This window comes from Nocardioides gilvus (assembly GCF_003194605.1).
GTDB lineage: Bacteria > Actinomycetota > Actinomycetes > Propionibacteriales > Nocardioidaceae > Nocardioides > Nocardioides gilvus.
Window position 1 is genome coordinate 108,965 of sequence record NZ_QHKY01000001.1, and the last position, 18,044, is coordinate 127,008.

Below are 18,044 nucleotides of genomic sequence, written 5' to 3' on the forward strand. Positions count from 1 at the left end.
ATGGGCCCCCGGGAAGCGCGCGCGCATGATTGGATGAGTCCAGTCGTCGGGCTCGGGGAATCTTTTCCTCGACCGGTACGTTGGGCCAGACACCGAAGCACAGAAATGAGGCCGATGTGACTACTGCAGTTGCCCCCAAGCCCGCCCTCACGGCGGAGGACCGCTGTGACCGCTGCGGAGCCCAGGCCTACCTCCGGGTGGAGCTCCAGAGTGGTGGCGAGTTGCTCTTCTGCGCCCACCACGCGCGTGAACACGGGGACAAGCTCCGTGAGATCGCCGTGACGGTCGTCGACGAGACCCACCGACTCTCCGAAGGCTGATCACCGCCCAGGTGTGACCGAGCCCCGCGACCCCGGACCTTGATGGTCCGGGGTCGCCATCATTTCGGCAGTCCCGGCGCGAGTGCCCCAGGGACCCGGGCCGAGGACCATGACAGGGTGGACCCGTGACGTTGACGAATGTGTTGGTGGCCGTGGCCATCGCCGTGGGGTTGGTCGGCATCGTGGTACCGATCCTCCCGGGAATGCTGCTGGTGGGCGGGGCGATCCTCGTCTGGGCCGTCGTCGTCGGCAGCCCGACGGCCTGGACGGTCTTCGCAGTGGCTGTGACGTTCATCGCCCTGGGGACCGTCGTCAAGTACGTGGTGCCCGGCCGGCGACTGAAGACGGCCGGGGTGCCGAACTCCACCCTGCTGCTCGGCGCAGCCCTGGCGATCGTCGGGTTCTTCGTGATCCCGGTGATCGGGCTGTTGCTCGGCTTCGTCCTCGGCGTCTACCTCGCTGAGTTGCGTCGCCTCGACAGCGCCCAGGCCTGGCCCGCCACCGTCAGCGCACTCAAGGCAGTGGGGCTGAGCATCCTGATCGAATTCACCGCGGCGATGCTCGCCACCCTGACCTGGGTCGTCGGCCTCTTCGTGGTCTGACCTGCGGACGGTTTCGTCAGCCTGCCGCGACCGCGGGGCTGAAGGCGCGGCGGGCCGTCATCCAGTCGACCTTCTTGGTGCCCTTGTTGTTCCACTCGACCGCCTTCACGGCGGCGGCCACCTTGGCCGGGTCCTTCAGGCACGCGCGCGGGACGGCCAACGTGGCGAGGTCCCTGGTCCAGTCGATCTTGAGCCGGTACCCGCAGTCGTCGACGTGACGACCGGGAGCGCCCCAACTCTTCACCTTGTGGAGACGGTAGTCGGTGCCCCTGTTCAGGCCGGTCTGGAACCGGTACTCGGGGCCCGTCCTCGCAGCATCGGTGTCGAGGAAGATCGACAAGGCCTGGGTCCGCCGCAGACCGCTCCCGGCCAGGTCGTCGAACCTGATCCTCACCCTGACCCACTTCTCGGTGTGGGTGACACGTACTCGATGGATGTCCGCCAGCATGGTGCTGTCGTCGCCGTCCACCACGCGCACCGATCCTGCTGAGGCCGGCGCCGCCACGGTGGCGACCAGTGTCGCCGTCACAGCAACCAGACCCGCCAACTTCGACCGCTTCATGATCTCCTCCGTCCGAGAGGTCTCCCGAGCAGATCCCTCCGGGACCGACCGTACGCCGATGTCACCCGCGCGGCCAGAGGGTCACGGGATGAGGAGCTCCGCAAAGATCTCAGCCATGCGTACGTTCCCCTCAGCGTTCGGGTGCACCGGCATCGTGGCCTCCGCCATCAGCCCCTCGCTGGTGCTTCCGTCCTTGGCCAGCTCCGGCCAGTGGGAGGCGAGGTCGAAGACCTCCACACGATCGGGATACCGCGCAGCCACGTCTGCGCGCGCCTTCCTGATCGTCTCCCAGGCCTCCGAGTCCCAGTTGCCCGGTTCATACCCGTCCACCAGCAGGATGCGTGCCGTGGGAGCAGCCGTGAGCGCGTGGGCGACCATGGTGCTCAGGCTGGCGGCGTAATCGCTCTCGGGGTTGGTGCCGAGATTGACGAGGATCAGATCCGGCTCGAGCGTCGCAACCTCCTTCCAGTGTCCTCGCACGGCGTTGTCGCTCGCGAAGTGTGCAGCCGTCGCTCCGGAGTGCGACGCGTCGACCACCCTGACCCCCGAGGTCTCGTCGCCGTCGAAGAACTCGACCCCCGTGTGCACGAAGAACGAGTTGGGCGCGAAGCTCTTGACCTGCACGACGTGAGGGCCACGGTCCAACGGCGGGGAGGTCCACCACAGACCGGACTCGTCGCTGGCAGAAGCACCGTTGATCGTCGCGCCTGACTTCTCCCCGGAACTCAACTCGCCCTGGTCGGTGATGTCCTTGCCGTCGACCAGCACCCTGCCCTGTCCTCCGAACAACGAGGTGCGGCCGTACCAGACCCGCACGCTGGTCGCTGTCTGCTCCGGGTAGGTCAGCCCAGCCTCTGCAGGCATGAGGAGCGCGCGCCCTCCCAGCCCCCAGGACTTGAACATGTACTCCTGGGAGGGAGGGCCGCTGCGCAAGGTGTCGTCGACGCTCAACCGGTCCCCGTAGTAGGCCGGGAGCCATCCGGCGCCCCCCTCGATCTCCTGCGACTCTCTCAGCCGGTCCTGGAGCAGGCCAACGAAGCGGTTGCGGTGGATGGGAGAGGGGACGAGCGTCCCCTCGGAGATCGAGTCCCCCACGACGACGACCGTGGCAGGCTCCTCCTCCTGGTTGCGGATCGCCTCGCTCCACCGCTCGAGGAACTCCTCGAGCCCTTCGCGCACGGCGCCCCCCTCACGCGCTGAGGGGCGAGGCCGGTCCGAGTCGGGCCACCGGTCCGAGATGACCTTGCCGACGGCAACCGCCAGAACCAGGAGAACGATCGCGTACAGAAGGATGCGAACTCGACGGGGCATCGATGAAAGGTAGCGCCTCGTGGTCCGATGGAAAAGCCTCACGCACGGGCTCGGACGGTTTTCTCCCCGGACATGACGATGCCCCCGCGCCGGTCAAGGACCGAAGCGGGGGCACCGTCATGACTCGTCAGTCGAGGTAGTCGCGCAGCACCTGCGAGCGGCTGGGGTGACGCAGCTTGGACATCGTCTTGGACTCGATCTGGCGGATCCGTTCACGTGTCACGCCGTAGACCTTGCCGATCTCGTCCAGAGTCTTCGGCTGACCGTCGGTCAGGCCGAAGCGCATCGAGACCACCCCTGCTTCACGCTCGGAGAGGGTGTCGAGCACAGCGTGCAACTGCTCCTGGAGGAGCGTGAAGGAGACGGCGTCCGCGGGCACGATGGCCTCGGAGTCCTCGATCAGGTCGCCGAACTCCGAGTCGCCGTCCTCACCCAGAGGAGTGTGCAGCGAGATAGGTTCGCGGCCGTACTTCTGGACCTCGATGACCTTCTCGGGGGTCATGTCGAGCTCCTTGGCCAGCTCCTCCGGAGTGGGCTCGCGACCCAGGTCCTGGAGCATCTGGCGCTGGACCCGGGCCAGCTTGTTGATGACCTCGACCATGTGCACGGGGATCCGGATGGTGCGGGCCTGGTCGGCCATGGCACGGGTGATGGCCTGACGGATCCACCAGGTCGCGTAGGTCGAGAACTTGTAGCCCTTGGTGTAGTCGAACTTCTCGACGGCACGGATCAGACCGAGGTTGCCCTCCTGGATCAGGTCCAGGAAGAGCATGCCGCGACCGGTGTAGCGCTTGGCCAGCGAGACGACGAGACGCAGGTTGGCCTCGAGCAGGTGGTTCTTGGCGCGGCGACCGTCCTCGACGATCCACTCCAGCTCCTCGAGCACCTTCGGCGTGATCTTGCCGCCCTTGCCGAGCTTCTCCTCGGAGAAGAGACCGGCCTCGATGCGCTTGGCGAGCTCGACCTCCATCTCCGCGTTGAGCAGCGGGACCTTGCCGATCTGCTTGAGGTAGTCCTTGACCGGGTCAGCGGTGGCGCCGGCCACCATCACCTGCTGCTCAGGCTCGTCGGTCTCGTCAGCCGCTGAGACGACGAAGGATGCTTCCTTCTCGTCCTTCTTGATCGTGGGGTCGGTGGCGACGTCCTTCTCGAACACCTCGTCCGGGATGTCCGGCAGAACCTTCTTGCCGTCGGCGCCCACGACCACCTCGGCGAGGTCGACCACGTCGGCCACCGTCTTCGCGGTCGCCTTCTTGGTGGTCGTCTTCTTCGCGGTCGCCTTCTTGGCCACCGCAACCTCGCCCGCGGGTTCCGGGGCCGCGGCCTTCTTGGCCGTCGCCTTCTTCGCTGCCGCCTTGGTGGCGGTCTTGGCGGTGGTCGTCTTGCGTGCCCCGTCGGCAGCCGCGGCGCGCGCAGAGACGGCCGAGATGTCCACCGAGATGCCGAGGCCACTCAGGTGGGTCAGCAGCGCCTTCAGGTGCCTCGGCTCCACCGCCGCAGCATCACTGGCCTGACGTACGTGGTCCGGAGTGACGGTGCCGTCACCGGACCCGGCCTCGATCAAGGACACGACGGCGGGGTGCGACAGCACCTCCGCGGGGAGTACTTTGCGTGCGCTCGAAGACACGAACACCTCTCGGGAAGAGAAAAGGGGCGCGGCCGAGCCCGGTAAAGTCAAGAGCCGCTTTGAATCATTGTGCCACGCGAATGGTGAAGGGCCACACCACCCCCGTCGGGGCCACCAGTCAGCCCTTCGCGGCAGACTTCTGTGCCTTCTTGAAGTCCCGCACCTTCTGCAACGACTCGCCGTCGACCACGTCCGCCACGGAACGGTGTCCTTGGAGGGAATAGTCTCCCGCGGCCTTCTCCCAGCCCTGGGGCCGCACTCCCATCTGCTTGGCCACCAACGCGACGAAGATCTGCGCCTTCTGCTTGCCGAACCCCGGCAGTGCGGTGAGACGCTTCATCAGGTCCTTGCCGTCAGCAGCCTCGGTCCAGATGCGAGCGGCGTCGCCGTCGTACTCCTCGAGCACGATCCGGGCGAGTTCCTGCATCCGGGCAGCCATCGATCCCGGGAACCGGTGGATCGCGGGGGTGGTCGAGGCCATCTCGGCGAACTGCTCGGGGTCGGCATGTGCGATCGCCTCGACCGAGAAACTGCCGAGACGCTCCCGGATCTTCGCCGGCCCCCGAAAAGCATGCTCCATCGGGTACTGCTGGTCGAGCATCATCCCGACCAGCAGGGCGAAGGATGACTCCTGGAGGAGACCGTCGGCAGTCGGGTCCTGAGCAATCTGGATGGCCATGGGACCAGCATGCCAGTGCGAACGAACCCGGGCAGAGGACAGGTGGTGTCAGGCCTTCACGGTCAGCACCGGGCAGGGGGCGTCGAGCAGGACCCGCTGCGCATTGCTCCCGAGGATCAGCTTGCCCACCGGGCTGCGTCGGCGCAGGCCGATCACGATCAACTCCGCATGGTTCGCCTCCGCCAGGGCTATGAGGTCTTCTGCCGGCTCGAATCCCCGTACGAGGGTGTGCACCTCGCTGGGGACCCCTGCCTCCTCGAGGCGCCGTCTCACCGACTCTGCCCGCGCTTCGGCGCGGCGCTCCTCATCGTCGTCTTCTCCCCCACCGCCACGGTGCGAACTGACCACCACGAGGGTTGCACCGCGCAACTGCGCTTCGGCCACTGCGCGCTCGAGTGCAGCCTCCCCCTCGGCTGTGGACACGTACCCGACGACCACTGTTCCCATGGCACGACTCCTCGACTCGTGGGCGTCCCGATCCGCTCGGCCCCTGACACGACCGTACCCAATGTCGCCCCGTGGGCGGGAGGCCTGTGGGTGGGAGACCTGTGGGCGGGAGGCCTGTGGACAACGCGTCGCACGGCACTTCAGGCTGCGGCAGGCTGGCGCAGGTGTCGGACCATTCACCCCTCTCCCGCCCGCTGCGTGCGGGGATGCGCACGGCCGCCCTGGGCCTGAAGGCCCATCGCGCCCGCGGACACGTGCCTGCCCAGGTCTGGGTGGGAGTCCCGGGCACCACGGAGCCTGCTCAGAGCGTCAACTTCGACACCGGGCACGGCGCTCCGCGGACCACCCTGGACCGGGGCCACCACGTCGACATCGTGATGTCGCTGGTGCTGGCCGTGCGCGACCGGGTGGACACTCCCCTGCTGTGGATCGTTCGCTCAGGAGGTCCAGAGCCCTCCTCGGAGGATCTCCGCTGGTACTCGACCAGCCGCGAGGTCTGGGCCGAGCTCGGACTCCCCCATGGCTTCGCGGTGATCACCCGCGAGGGATGGACGCACCTGCCCAGCGGGGTCGAGCAGCGCTGGAAGCGACTGCGCAAATGACCCCGCGTCGTCGACCCGCTCAGTCCCAGGTGTGGACCGGCTCGTTGGTGTGCATCAGTTCCGAGTACTCCATCACGGTGGCACGCAGCGCCTCCGAACGTGCGCCCTCACCCTCGGAGGCTCCTCTGCGTTGGGCGACCCGGCGGATGAACCACTCGGCGCCGTTGCGCCCGGTGCGGCATCGACCTTCGATGATCCCCAGGTATCGATCCCGTTCGGCGGCCTCCACCCCCCAGTCCTGAAGGCCCTGGTCTGCCAACGGGAGGAGCCGGCGCAGCGCCAACTCGGTGGCCTGGACCTGGCCGGTCCCGGGCCAGTAGATCTCCGCACCGATGCCGTGTCGGGCCGCGACGTGCAGATTCTCCTCTGCTGCGCCGAACGACATCTGCGACCACAGCGGACGGTCCTGGCGCACCAACGAGCGAACCAGGCCAAAGTAGAAGGCCGCGTTGGCGATGGTGTCCACCACGGTGGGACCCGCCCCGAGCACCCGGTTCTCCACCCGCAGGTGCGGCACTCCGTCAGCAATGTCGTAGATGGGACGGTTCCACCGATAGATCGTGCCGTTGTGCAGGCGAAGCTCCCGCAACTGCGGCGTCCCGCCTGCGGCCAACACCTGGTCGGGGTCCTCCTCGTCGACGACGGGAAGCAGGGCGGGGAAGTAGCGGACGTTCTCCTCGAAGAGGTCGAAGACCGAGTTGATCCATCGTTCCCCGAACCAGACCCGGGGGCGCACGCCCTGTGACTTCAACTCGTCGCTGCGGGTGTCCGTGGACTGCTCGAAGAGTGGTATGCGGGTCTCGTGCCACAGCTCCTTGCCCAGCAGGTACGGGGAGTTCGCGCCGAGGGCGACCTGTACCGCTGCGATTGCCTGGCTGGCGTTCCAGTGGGCGGCGAACTCGTCCGGCGAGGTCTGCACGTGGAACTGCGTGCTCGTGCACGCCGCCTCGGGCATGATCGTGTCGGTGATCGTGCGCAGGGTCTCGGGACCGTGGATGACGATCTCGATGTCCTCACCCCTCGCGTCCAGGATCTGGTCGCTGAGCAACCGGTACCGGGAATCACTGCTCAGGGCGTCGGCCCCGAGGTCCTTCTCGTTGAGCGTCGGGAGGATACCGATCATCAGCAGGTGTGCCCCGACCTCGGAGGACCGCGCCTCGGCCGCGTTGAGACTTCGACGCAGATCCTCCTCGAAACGGGTGAGCCCCTTCTCGCGAAGCCGCTTGGGGTCGCAGTTGATCTCGACGTTGAAGCGGCCCAGTTCCGTCTGGAAGGCGGGGTCGGCGATCGCCGCCAGCGCCTCTTCGTTCTTCAGGGTCGGCCACCCCTGCTCGTCCACCAGGTTGAACTCCACCTCCATCCCCGTCATGGGATCGTCGGTGTCGAAGTGGGCACGGCCCAACATCTGTGCGAACACATCGAGGCAGCGCTTCACCTTCGCCCGGTGCCTGGTGCGATCAGCACGCGAGAAGCCCTGCGCATCGACGTCTTCACCCATGACGCTGACACTAGCCAACGCGGGGGCCCGGTTGGCGAGGCATGGGCACCACGTCGCCCCAGGAATCCTCATCGACTGCGTCCTCCATGAGGGGCGTCCAGAGATGCGGCGGAGCAGCCCGCTCGAGCAGGTCCTCGACCAGATCCGTCAGTGAGCACGACTGGCCGCTCGCCACGGAGTGCTCGACGGCGCACCACGCCAGGGCCCCGTCGCCGGCCAACCAGGCGTGGAACGCGAGAACTGCCGCCGGCGCGGTGGCGTACTCGACGGGAGTCGAGCGCACGATCCTGAGCCAGATCTCCACGTGCGCGCGGGCGTCGACGCGCTTGACCCAGGCCCAGGCCGCGTCACGGCAAGGGGTTCGCTCGAGGCTCAGCACAAGGCTCGCGACCTCCTCGTCCGAGGGCAGGGAGCCAGCGCGCGCGTGTGCGGCCAGACAGCGTGTGACCCACCGGGCAGAACGCCGCACAGCGACCGGCCCCGTCCCGTCCCCGACCTCATCGTCGACCAGTGCGGCCACCCGGGCGACGGCGTCGACGTCCGGCGAGAGTTGTTCGCGCAACTCCTCTCGGGAACCCAGCACCACCTGTCCTCGAAGGACCGCCTCGGCCACGAAGGGATGGCTCAGTGAGTCGTAGGGAGTCGGTACGTCGTTCTCGTGGCCCGGGGTGAGGGAGATCGAGCGACTGCCGTCGGCGGCCACCAGGGCCGCGACCTCGATCCCGGCCTCCGCGAAGGACCGTGCCAGGAACCGGGCGGGACCAGGTGCTCGCTCGAGACTGCTGAAGACGACGAGTGCGATGCGTCGTACGCCGTGGCGCAGGGTTGGCTCCACCAGCGAGCACGCCAGTCTGGTCAGGTCCTCGGGCTCGCCGAGATCGACCCGCACGTGGGGCCCAGTACCGGGGGGCAGGGAGATCACCACCGCTGATTCCTCGGGCACGAAGCCCAGGAGCAGTGGCACACAGGCGAGCAGGTCGGAGGGAGTACGGACGGTCAGAGCGGTGTGGGATGTCATGCAGGCCAGCGTCGTCCCAGTGTCCCTCCCCGGGCCGCGGTCGTTGTGGAGAAGCGACTTTCACCCCCGGGCCGGTGTGGCTGTGCACAGGAAGTGGCGGGAGAGGTGAGAATGGAGCATGCGATGCGGACGGCGTGATGCGTAGCACGGCATCCCTGCTGCACATCGACCTCGACGCGTTCTTCGCCTCCGTGGAACAGCGCGACAAGCCCTCCTTGCGCGGGAAGCCGGTCGTCATCGGCGGCGTCGGAGGACGCGGTGTCGTCGCCACTGCCTCGTACGAGGCCCGGAAGTTCGGAATACGCTCCGCGATGTCGACCCGTGAGGCCCGCGCACGCTGCCCCAACGCCGCCTTCCTCTCCGGGCGCTTCCACGCCTACCGGGAGAGCAGCCGGATCGTGATGGCGTTGCTGCGCGAGATCTCACCGCTGGTCGAACCCCTCTCCTTGGACGAGGCGTTCGTCGACCTGGCTGCCGCTGACCTGCCCGACCTGGACGTGGAGACCGTCACCGCGCTGGCGGTCCGACTGCGCAGTGACGTCCAGGAGGCGACCGGCGGACTCACCGCGACGGTCGGGCTCGCCAGCTCGAAGTTCATGGCCAAGATCGCCAGCGAGCTGGACAAGCCCGACGGCCTCACCGTCGTCGTCCCGGGGACCGAGCAGGACCTGCTCCGGCCGATGCACGTCAAGGTGATCCCCGGAGTCGGGCCGGCGACCGTCGAGCGACTCAGACGAGCAGGGATCCACACGGTCGCCGAGCTGGAGGCGACTGATGAGGCGGAGGTCATACGCCTGCTCGGCAAGGCCCAGGGACACGTGCTCCACCGGTTGTCCCACGGCATCGACACACGACCCGTCGTCGCCGAACGCGAGGCCAAGTCGATCAGTGTCGAGGACACCTACGCCGAGGACCTGGTCGACCGGAGCCTCCTGGAAGGGCTGTTGTCGCGTCAGGCCACGACGGTGGCCAGTCGGCTCACGAAGGCCCACCAGTCGGGTCGCACGGTGACCATCAAGGTCCGCCTGCACGACTTCACCACCATGAGTCGTTCCTCCACCCTTCCGGCTCCCACCGACAGTGCCCCCCTGATCGCCAGGACGGCTCGCTCCCTGCTTGCCGAGGTGGACACCTCCGGTGGCGTCCGGCTCCTCGGGGTGGGGATCTCGGGACTCGCCGACTGGGTGCAGGAGGGGCTCTTCGGAGACACCGAGGAGATCCCTCTGCCACCACCGGTGACCGTCCCCGTCTCCCGACGTCCGGTCTGGGCCCCCGGCAACGACGTGGTGCACGACGAGCACGGCCCCGGGTGGGTGTGGGGCTCGGGGCGTGGGGTCGTGACGGTGAGGTTCGAGACTGCCGAGACCGGACCCGGCCCCGTACGCTCCTTCTCCCTCGACGACCCTGCCCTGCACCTGTCGGTGGCCCCCGAGGTCACACCAGACGAAGTGTGAACCGCTCCCCCGGCCGGGCCTGGGCGCAAGCGGCCAGGTCCTGCGGGTCGAGCACCGCCACGACCGGATAGCCCCCGGTCGTGGGGTGGTCGTGCAGGAACACGACCGGTTGCCCCGACCCGGGCACCTGCACGGCTCCCAGCACGATTCCTTCGCTGTCCAGCTCGCCGGCACGTCGCAGGACCGGTCGCCCCTCGAGTCGCAGGCCGACACGGTTGGAGTCGGCGGCGACCGTGTAGGAGGCACCGTGGAGCGCGTCGGGTTCGAGCAGCCAGTCCGCCCGTGGCCCGCGGTGCAGCCTCAGGACCCCCGAGCGCCGGTCCCGGGGCGGCACATCCAGCGGTGCAGGCCGACCGGCGACACCCAGCGCCAGCACAGCACCGGACCGCAGCACCTCCGGACCGATGCCCGCCAGGGTGTCCCTGGAACGGGATCCGAGGACTGCGGGGACGGCGACCCCGCCGCCGAGGGCGACATAGGACCGTACGCCCGCCAGGGCCGGGCCCACCACCACCTCGGCGCCGGCGCGTACGGTCACGGGTTCGTCACCGGACACTGCACGGCCAGCTGCCGTGACTCGACACCGAGCCCCGGTCACCGCGAAGGTCAGGGCCCGCTGCGCCACGAAGCTCACTCCGCCGTACGTCGTCTCGAGAACAGCGGCTCCCTCGGCGTTGCCCACCAGTCGGTTGGCGAACTTCGCTGAGTCCGCGTCCAACCAGCCGGCCCGTGGCACCCCCAGGTGGGCCCAGCCGAGGCGCCCGCCGTCCTGGACCGTGGTGAGCGGGCCGGGGTCGATGACGCGAATGCTCACGCGACCACGAACCGGACGCGCGTGCCGGGGGGCAGCAGTGCGGGACCACCTGACCGGTCCAGGTCCCAGAGCACGGCGTCGGTGCGCCCCAGCAGCAGCCACCCGCCGGGAGACGACGTCGGGTAGATGCCGCACCAGGCGTCCGCCAGCCCGACCGAACCCGCAGGGACATGGGCCCGGGGTGACTCGAGTCGACTGACGGCCCAGGCCGGGGGCAGGCCCGTGAGGTAGGCGAAGCCCGGGGCGAAGCCGGTGAAGGAGGAGACGAACTCGCACCCCGTGTGCCGGCCGACCACTTCGTCCAGGCTCACTCCCCACAGGTCGGCCACCCGCCCGAGGTCCTCGCCGTCGTAGTGCACCGGAATGCGCACCAGGGCACCGTGCTGGGCGACCGCTTGCTCGGGCGACCAGTTCTCCACGATGCTCCGGGCCCGGTCCAGGTCGGCCACTCCGTCCAGCAGCACCGTGCTCGCGGCGGGCACGACGTCGTCACAGACCAGGGGGCCGGCCCGGATCCAGTCGGCGAGCACTCGGGCCTCGTCGGCGCCACTCACCTCGACGAGCAGCGCGTGCGGACCGACGGCGAGCGTCCGGCCGCGGCGGGTGCGCGACCCGTCACTGTGCACGCTGCGCCGGTCCATGCCGAGATCCTAGAAGACCGGGCTCACAGCCCGCGCAGCACGAACCCCGCCCTGACGAGCTCGCGCCGTACCCTGCGCGCGGTCTCCACCGCTCCCGGGTTGTCACCGTGCAGGCACAGGGAGTCGAACCCTGGGTCCTGCGCCAGCTCCACCGCGCGGGCAGCGACGGTGCCGGCACCCTCGATCAGGGCACCGGGCAATTCCCTGGACAGGAGGCGTCCGTCTGGGCCGTAGCCACGGTCCGGGAAGGCCTCCGACCAGGTGCGGCGCCCGCTCGTTGACGCCAGGTCAAGGAGGACTCCGGGGACCATCCCCAGGACAGGCAGGTCCCCCGACCCGTCGAGCACGGCCCTCGCCTGGTCGGGGTCGTCCATGGCCCGGTGGTAGAGGGCGCCGTGTGGCTTCACGTACCGCACACGTGTGCCCTCGGACTCCGCGATGCTGCTGAGTTGTCCGACCTGGTCGGCCACCTGCTCGCGCAGCACCTCGTACTCGACGTCACGAACCACTCGCCCGAAGTGAGGCCGGTCGTCGTAGGAGACCTGGGCGCCGATCGAGACCCCCAGTGCCGTGGCCCGGGCGCACACCTCCCGCATGATCGCGGCCGACCCGGCGTGGTAGCCGCACGCCACGTTGGCACTGGACACCACCTCGAGCAGCGCAGCGTCATCGGTGATCTCCTCGCCCAGGTCTGCGTTGAGGTCCACGTGCATGGCGACATTCTGCTCCCTCGGTCATGACCCGTAGCCTTCGCTGCATGTCGGATTCACTGCGGCCCCCCGTGGCACCACGTCGTCCCGTCTCCCGCGAGCTCCACGGGCTGACCCGCACCGATGACTACGAGTGGTTGCGCGAGAAGGAGTCGCCGGAGGTGCTTGCCCACCTCGAGGCGGAGAACGCCTACACCGAGGCAGCCACGGCACACCTCGCCGACCTGCGCCAGACCCTCTTCGAGGAGACGAAGGCACGCACCCTCGAGACAGATCTCTCCATCCCCACCCGCAACCGGGGCTGGTGGTTCTACTCACGCACCTTCGAGGGCAAGGAGTACGGCGCCAGCTGCCGGGTCCCGGTCATCGACGAGAACGACTGGACGCCCCCGGTCCCCGACGCCCAGGCCCACGTGGACCAGCCCGCCCTCCCCGGGGAGGAGGTCCTGCTGGACCTGAACGAGTTGGCCGAGGGGCACGACTTCTTCTCCCTGGGCGGTTCGGCCCTCACCCTGGACGACACCCTGCTGGCCTGGTCGGTGGACACCGAGGGCGACGAGCGCTACACCGTGCGGATCAAGCGTCTCGCCGACGGCGAGCTGCTGCCCGACGTGGTCACCGGCGTCCTGGGCGGCGTCACCTGGCACCCGGACGGCAACTCCTTCTTCTACACGACCGTCGACGACGCCTGGCGCTCCGACAAGGTCTGGCGACACCACCTGGGGACCACCCAGGAGGCGGACGAGTTGGTCCTCCACGAGGCGGACGCACGCTACTGGGTAGGCGTCGGGCGCAGCCGCGACAACCGCTACATCTTCACTGTCTCCGGTTCCAAGAGCACCACCGAGTGGGGCTACATCGACACCGCGGACGAGGCAGCCGAGCTTGTCGTCTTCCACCCCCGAGAGGACGGCCTCGAGTACAACCTCGAGCCGGCCCTGATCGGCGGTGAGTCGGTCTTCCTGGTGCTGCACAACCACGCGGGTCCCGACTTCGAGCTGGCGATCGCCCCGGCATCCCCTTGCGGGCCCGGGAGTTGGAAGGCTCTCATTGCGCACGACCCCCGGGTGCGCCTCGAGGACGTGGACGCCTTCGCCACCCACCTCGTGGTCCACCAGCGCAGCGAGGGACTGACCCAGTTGCGCATCGTCGACCTCGGCCCCGACGGTGTCGGCGAGGGCCACCTGGTCCAGTTCGACCGCGAGGTATACACGATCGGCTCCGGTGGGAACCCCAACTTCGACCAGCCGACCGTACGGCTCGGTTACACCTCGCTGGCAGTGCCGGCCTCGGTCTACGACTACGACGTACGCAGCCGCGAACTCACCCTGCTGCGCCGGACCCCCGTGCTCGGAGGCTTCGACGTCGACGACTACGAGGAGCACCGGCTGTGGGCCACGGCCCGTGACGGCGAGAAGGTTCCGGTCTCCCTGGTGTGCCGCAAGGGGGCGAGGGCCGACGGACCTGTCCCCACGCTCCTCTACGGCTACGGTTCCTACGAGTCCTCCATCGACCCGTACTTCTCCGTGCCACGCCTCTCCCTCCTGGACCGCGGCGCCGCCTTCGCCATCGCCCACGTGCGTGGGGGCGGAGAGATGGGACGGCGCTGGTACGACATGGGCAAGTTGGCGCAGAAGGCCAACACCTTCAACGACTTCGTGGATGTCGCGCGTCACCTCGTCGAGACCGGGTGGTCCAGTCCGGACACCCTGGTGGCCGAAGGTGGCAGCGCCGGCGGACTGCTGATGGGGGCCGTGGTCAACCAGGCTCCGGAGCTCTTCGCCGGGGTGGTGGCCAATGTTCCCTTCGTCGATGCCCTGACGACGATGCTGGACTCGACCCTGCCGCTCACGATCGGCGAGTACGAGGAGTGGGGCAACCCCGAGGCCGACGCCGACGTCTACGCGCTGATGGCCTCCTACGCGCCCTACGACAACGTCGCCCCCGTCGACTACCCGCCGATCCTGGCCGAGACCTCCCTCAACGACACCCGGGTGCTCTACGTCGAGCCGGCCAAGTGGATCGCCAAGCTCCGAGCCACTGCCCAGGGCCGGCGGGAGTTCCTGCTGCGTACCGAGATGAGCGCCGGACACGGGGGCGTCTCGGGTCGCTACAAGGCCTGGCACGACCGCGCCTTCTCCCTGGCCTGGATCCTCGACCGGATGGGCCTGAGCGGCCAGAGCACCGGTGTTGCCTGAAGAATCCCCGCACTTGTGGGGGCGGTCCTGAAAACTCCCTGAGAGTTGGCTCCCGCGGCAACTTCACGGCCACCCCGGACGTCGAACCCTGTGAGAGACACGGTGTTTGGTCATGCGGATCTTCGGGAATCTTCGTGCACCAGCAGCCGTTGACCACGGTGTGACCGCCCCAGTGCGGACACGGAGCAGGAGGCAACCTCATGGCCACTCGTACGGCAACCCGCCCGCAGAGCGTGACCCGCGAAATCGAAGGACGGGACTCAGTCGGTCTCTACCTGGACGAGATCGCCCGGACCCCGCTGCTGGACGCCATCACCGAGGTGGAGCTCTCCAAGACCATCGAGGCCGGGCTGATGGCTGAGCACCTGCTCGCCACCGGCCGGGTCGGCCGTCGCAAGGGCGGCGCCCCGATGAGCGCGACCGAGGAGGAGCTGACCTGGCTCGCCGAGGAGGGCCAGAAGGCGATCAACACGTTCGTCAGCGCCAACCTCCGTCTGGTGGTCTCGATCGCTCGCAAGTACGGGCGCGCGCAGATGCCGATGCTCGACCTGATCCAGGAGGGCAACACCGGCCTGATCCGCGCGGTCGAGAAGTTCGACTACGCCAAGGGCTACAAGTTCTCCACGTACGCCACCTGGTGGGTGCGTCAGGCGATCACGCGAGGCATCGCCCAGCAGGCACGCGTGGTCCGTCTTCCCGTCCACGTGGTCGAGGAGCTGAACCAGGTGGGCAACGCCCGCCGCACTCTCGAGCGGCAGCTCGGCCGGGACCCCGAGCCCGCCGAGATCGCCGGCGAGCTGGGGCTCAGCATCGACCGGGTCCTCGACCTGATGGCGTGGGGTCGGGACCACGTCTCGCTCGACACTCCTCTGGACGAGAACGGTGACACCACCCTCGGTGACCTGATGTCACAGGAGACTGTTCCCAGTCCCGACGGGACCGTCCTTGACGTGGAGGCCCGCCAGCGTCTCGACACCCTGGTGTCCCAACTCGACGAACGCTCGGCTGAGATCGTCCGGGCACGTTACGGACTCACCGACGGCAGGCAGCACAAGCTGGCCGACATCGGTGCCCAGCACGGCATCTCCGCCGAGCGCGTACGTCAGCTCGAGCGTGAGGCCCTGCAGAAGTTGCGCCGTCTCGGCGATCCAGATCTGGCCGCCTGACCTCCCTCCCCGGTCGGCCAAAACCTTCGGGCCCGCACGGAGGCTGTCTTTTCAGACAGCTCCGGCGCGGGCCCGAAGTGCTTCATGGATCTCATCGACGCGGGCCTCGAGCGCACCGAGGTCGCCGGTGTTGTCGATGACGAAGTCTGCGATGGCCAGGCGCTCCTCACGACTGGCCTGGGCGGCGACCCGAGCCCGGGCGTCGGCCAACGACATGCCGCGTTGCTCCACCATCCGCTGGATCTGCACCTCGACCGGGACGTCGACCACCACCACCGCGTCGAAGGCTCCCGCCTGGCCCGTCTCGGCGAGCAACGGGATGTCGTGCACCACCACTGCACCCTCAGGGGCAGCCGCCTCGAGCTCAGCGCCAGCCGCACGGATCAAGGGGTGAAGGATGGCCTCCAGCGCCTTGCGCCGGGACTCGTCAGCGAAGACCAGAGATCCCAGAGCTGGACGGTCCAGCAGGCCCTCGGGGGTCAGCACGCCTTCACCGAACTCCTCCACCACTGCCGCCAGGCCGGGGGTCCCCGGCCCGACCACCGCACGGGCCAGTAGATCTGCGTCGACGACGACGGCGCCGAGCTCGGCGAGACGGGCGGAGACGGTGCTCTTGCCGGATGCCACTCCCCCGGTCAGACCAACTCGAATCGTCATTCCACTCCTTCTTGCCCACAGGTCTCGTGCAGAGGCGAAAAATACCGTACGGCCCGCCCGGTGTGACCGGGCGGGCCGTACGTGGTGGTGCTAGTTGCGGGTCAAGCGTTGACTCAGCTCGCCGCGCCGCCGGTGAGCTTCTCGCGCAGGGCCTGCAGAGCCTCGTCGGACGCCAGCGAACCGCCGACCTCCTCGGCCTGCTCGACCTCGCCACCGGAGCTGTACGAGGTGGACTCGCCAGCCTCGGCCTCGGCAACCTTGGCCTCGGCCTGCTGCTTGACGTGCGCCTCCCAGCGGGTGTGGGCCTTGGCGTACTGCTCTTCCCAGGTCGCGCGCTGGTCGTCGAAGCCCTCGAGCCACTCGCCGGTCTCCGGGTCGAAGCCCTCGGGGTAGACGTAGTTGCCCTGGTCGTCGTACGTGGCGGTCATGCCGTACAGCGTCGGGTCGAACTCGTCGACGTCGGCTGCTGCGGAGGTCTCGTTCGCCTGCTTGAGCGAGAGCGAGATGCGGCGACGCTCGAGGTCGATGTCGATGATCTTGACCATGACGTCGTCGTTGACCTGGACGACCTGCTCCGGGATCTCCACGTGGCGCTCGGCCAGCTCGGAGATGTGCACGAGGCCCTCGATGCCCTCCTCGACGCGGACGAACGAACCGAAGGGCACCAGCTTGGTGACCTTACCGGGAACGATCTGACCGATCTGGTGGGTGCGGGCGAAGTGCTGCCACGGGTCTTCCTGGGTGGCCTTGAGCGACAGGGAGACGCGCTCGCGGTCCATGTCGACGTCGAGCACCTCGACGGTGACCTCGTCACCGACGGTGACGACCTCGGACGGGTGGTCGATGTGCTTCCAGGAGAGCTCGGAGACGTGCACGAGGCCGTCGACACCGCCCAGGTCCACGAAGGCACCGAAGTTGACGATGGAGGACACGACACCCTTGCGGATCTGGCCCTTCTGGAGCTGGGTGAGGAAACCGTGACGCACCTCGGACTGGGTCTGCTCGAGCCAGGCACGGCGCGACAGGACCACGTTGTTGCGGTTCTTGTCGAGCTCGATGATCTTGGCCTCGAGGGTCTGACCCACGTAGGGCTGCAGGTCGCGGACGCGACGCATCTCCACCAGCGAGGCGGGCAGGAAGCCGCGCAGACCGATGTCGAGGATGAGGCCGCCCTTGACGACCTCGATGACGGTGCCCTCGACGACGCCGTCCTCTTCCTTGACCTGCTCGATGGTGCCCCAGGCACGCTCGTACTGAGCACGCTTCTTCGACAGGATCAGACGACCTTCCTTGTCCTCCTTCTGGAGAACCAGGGCCTCGACCTTGTCGCCGATGGCAACGACCTCGGACGGGTCCACGTCGTGCTTGATCGACAGCTCGCGCGAGGGAATGACACCTTCGGTCTTGTAACCGATGTCGAGGAGCACCTCGTCACGGTCGACCTTCACGATGATGCCGTCGACGATGTCGCCGTCGTTGAAGTACTTGATCGTCGCGTCGATCGCGGCGAGAAGGTCCTCTTCGGAACCGATGTCGTTGATCGCAACCTGCGGCGCGTCGTAATCGGGAAGAGGGATGTGCGTGCTCGTCATAAGGGAGAGTTGTCCTTGGATGGATGGAGTCGTACGGCTCGCCAAAGGACCGTTTCACCGCCGAACGTCGGCAGCGAGCTGGGAGCCGCTCCGTATGGGATCCGAGCAGACCTGTGACGCAAGGTCTTACTCTACGCGTGCGGACC

Annotated in this window: 18 protein-coding genes; 6 read left to right on the forward strand and 12 right to left on the reverse strand. The window is 68.2% G+C overall.

The window, feature by feature from the left end:
- Positions 1-116 precede the first annotated feature (116 nt).
- Entirely contained in the window at positions 117-320 is a 204-nt protein-coding gene (locus tag DNK52_RS00505) for a DUF7455 domain-containing protein (protein WP_110238615.1), read from the forward strand.
- Between the two features lie 125 nt (positions 321-445).
- Positions 446-922, forward strand: coding sequence for a DUF456 domain-containing protein (locus tag DNK52_RS00510; RefSeq protein WP_110238616.1), 477 nt, complete (start codon positions 446-448; stop codon positions 920-922).
- A 16-nt stretch (positions 923-938) separates the two neighbouring features.
- Here DNK52_RS00510 and DNK52_RS00515 read toward each other — a convergent pair whose 3' ends face one another.
- From DNK52_RS00515 to DNK52_RS00535, 5 genes are all read right to left on the reverse strand, one after another.
- Positions 939-1,484 carry a hypothetical protein gene (locus DNK52_RS00515; protein ID WP_110238617.1) on the reverse strand — a complete coding sequence of 182 codons (546 nt, stop codon included), beginning with the start codon at positions 1,482-1,484 and terminating at the stop codon, positions 939-941.
- An 81-nt stretch (positions 1,485-1,565) separates the two neighbouring features.
- Positions 1,566-2,795 carry an SGNH/GDSL hydrolase family protein gene (locus DNK52_RS00520; RefSeq protein WP_110238618.1) on the reverse strand — a complete coding sequence of 410 codons (1,230 nt, stop codon included), beginning with the start codon at positions 2,793-2,795 and terminating at the stop codon, positions 1,566-1,568.
- 127 nt (positions 2,796-2,922) lie between these two features.
- Positions 2,923-4,365 carry an RNA polymerase sigma factor gene (locus tag DNK52_RS00525; RefSeq protein WP_420812339.1) on the reverse strand — a complete coding sequence of 481 codons (1,443 nt, stop codon included), beginning with the start codon at positions 4,363-4,365 and terminating at the stop codon, positions 2,923-2,925.
- A 175-nt stretch (positions 4,366-4,540) separates the two neighbouring features.
- Positions 4,541-5,101 carry an HhH-GPD-type base excision DNA repair protein gene (locus tag DNK52_RS00530; protein ID WP_110238620.1) on the reverse strand — a complete coding sequence of 187 codons (561 nt, stop codon included), beginning with the start codon at positions 5,099-5,101 and terminating at the stop codon, positions 4,541-4,543.
- Positions 5,102-5,149: 48 nt separating this feature from the next.
- Entirely contained in the window at positions 5,150-5,548 is a 399-nt protein-coding gene (locus DNK52_RS00535; RefSeq protein WP_110238621.1) for a universal stress protein, read from the reverse strand.
- A 164-nt stretch (positions 5,549-5,712) separates the two neighbouring features.
- On the opposite strand from DNK52_RS00535, the gene DNK52_RS00540 reads away from it, so the two are divergent.
- Positions 5,713-6,150 (forward strand): hypothetical protein, encoded by a 438-nt coding sequence (locus DNK52_RS00540; protein WP_162598540.1) that lies wholly within the window; start codon positions 5,713-5,715, stop codon positions 6,148-6,150.
- Positions 6,151-6,169: 19 nt separating this feature from the next.
- On the opposite strand, the gene DNK52_RS00545 is transcribed toward DNK52_RS00540, so the two are convergent.
- On the reverse strand, positions 6,170-7,648 hold the full coding sequence (locus tag DNK52_RS00545; protein WP_110238623.1) for a glutamate-cysteine ligase family protein: 1,479 nt from the start codon (positions 7,646-7,648) through the stop codon (positions 6,170-6,172).
- Between the two features lie 10 nt (positions 7,649-7,658).
- The gene (locus tag DNK52_RS00550) at positions 7,659-8,666 is read right to left on the reverse strand and encodes a DUF4192 domain-containing protein (RefSeq protein WP_110238624.1); all 1,008 of its coding nucleotides are present in this window, start codon (positions 8,664-8,666) and stop codon (positions 7,659-7,661) included.
- A gap of 137 nt (positions 8,667-8,803) precedes the next feature.
- Here DNK52_RS00550 and DNK52_RS00555 point away from each other — a divergent pair, with 137 nt between their 5' ends.
- The gene (locus DNK52_RS00555; RefSeq protein WP_110238625.1) at positions 8,804-10,120 is read left to right on the forward strand and encodes a DNA polymerase IV; all 1,317 of its coding nucleotides are present in this window, start codon (positions 8,804-8,806) and stop codon (positions 10,118-10,120) included.
- Here DNK52_RS00555 and DNK52_RS00560 read toward each other — a convergent pair.
- Genes DNK52_RS00560 through DNK52_RS00570 form a run of 3 tightly spaced genes read right to left on the reverse strand, consistent with a single transcriptional unit; the run spans position 10,101 to position 12,288 of the window.
- The gene (locus DNK52_RS00560) at positions 10,101-10,934 is read right to left on the reverse strand and encodes a 5-oxoprolinase subunit C family protein (protein WP_110238626.1); all 834 of its coding nucleotides are present in this window, start codon (positions 10,932-10,934) and stop codon (positions 10,101-10,103) included. The two genes, DNK52_RS00555 and DNK52_RS00560, sit on opposite strands and share 20 nt — an antisense overlap.
- Complete coding sequence (locus tag DNK52_RS00565; RefSeq protein WP_110238627.1) at positions 10,931-11,575, reverse strand: 5-oxoprolinase subunit B family protein; 645 nt, start codon at positions 11,573-11,575, stop codon at positions 10,931-10,933. Before DNK52_RS00565 ends, DNK52_RS00560 begins: the two co-directional genes overlap by 4 nt.
- Before the next feature lie 23 nt (positions 11,576-11,598).
- Positions 11,599-12,288, reverse strand: coding sequence for a 5-oxoprolinase subunit PxpA (locus DNK52_RS00570; RefSeq protein ID WP_110238628.1), 690 nt, complete (start codon positions 12,286-12,288; stop codon positions 11,599-11,601).
- 44 nt (positions 12,289-12,332) lie between these two features.
- Here DNK52_RS00570 and DNK52_RS00575 point away from each other — a divergent pair, with 44 nt between their 5' ends.
- Together DNK52_RS00575 and DNK52_RS00580 are read left to right on the forward strand one after the other, a co-directional pair.
- Entirely contained in the window at positions 12,333-14,483 is a 2,151-nt protein-coding gene (locus DNK52_RS00575) for a S9 family peptidase (protein ID WP_110238629.1), read from the forward strand.
- Positions 14,484-14,683: 200 nt separating this feature from the next.
- Positions 14,684-15,649 (forward strand): sigma-70 family RNA polymerase sigma factor, encoded by a 966-nt coding sequence (locus tag DNK52_RS00580; protein ID WP_110238630.1) that lies wholly within the window; start codon positions 14,684-14,686, stop codon positions 15,647-15,649.
- Between the two features lie 51 nt (positions 15,650-15,700).
- On the opposite strand, the gene coaE is transcribed toward DNK52_RS00580, so the two are convergent.
- Positions 15,701-16,306 (reverse strand): dephospho-CoA kinase, encoded by a 606-nt coding sequence (gene coaE / locus DNK52_RS00585; RefSeq protein ID WP_110238631.1) that lies wholly within the window; start codon positions 16,304-16,306, stop codon positions 15,701-15,703.
- A gap of 113 nt (positions 16,307-16,419) precedes the next feature.
- Positions 16,420-17,898, reverse strand: a complete 1,479-nt coding sequence (rpsA, locus tag DNK52_RS00590; RefSeq protein ID WP_110238632.1) for a 30S ribosomal protein S1 — start codon at positions 17,896-17,898, stop codon at positions 16,420-16,422.
- Positions 17,899-18,044 lie beyond the last annotated feature (146 nt).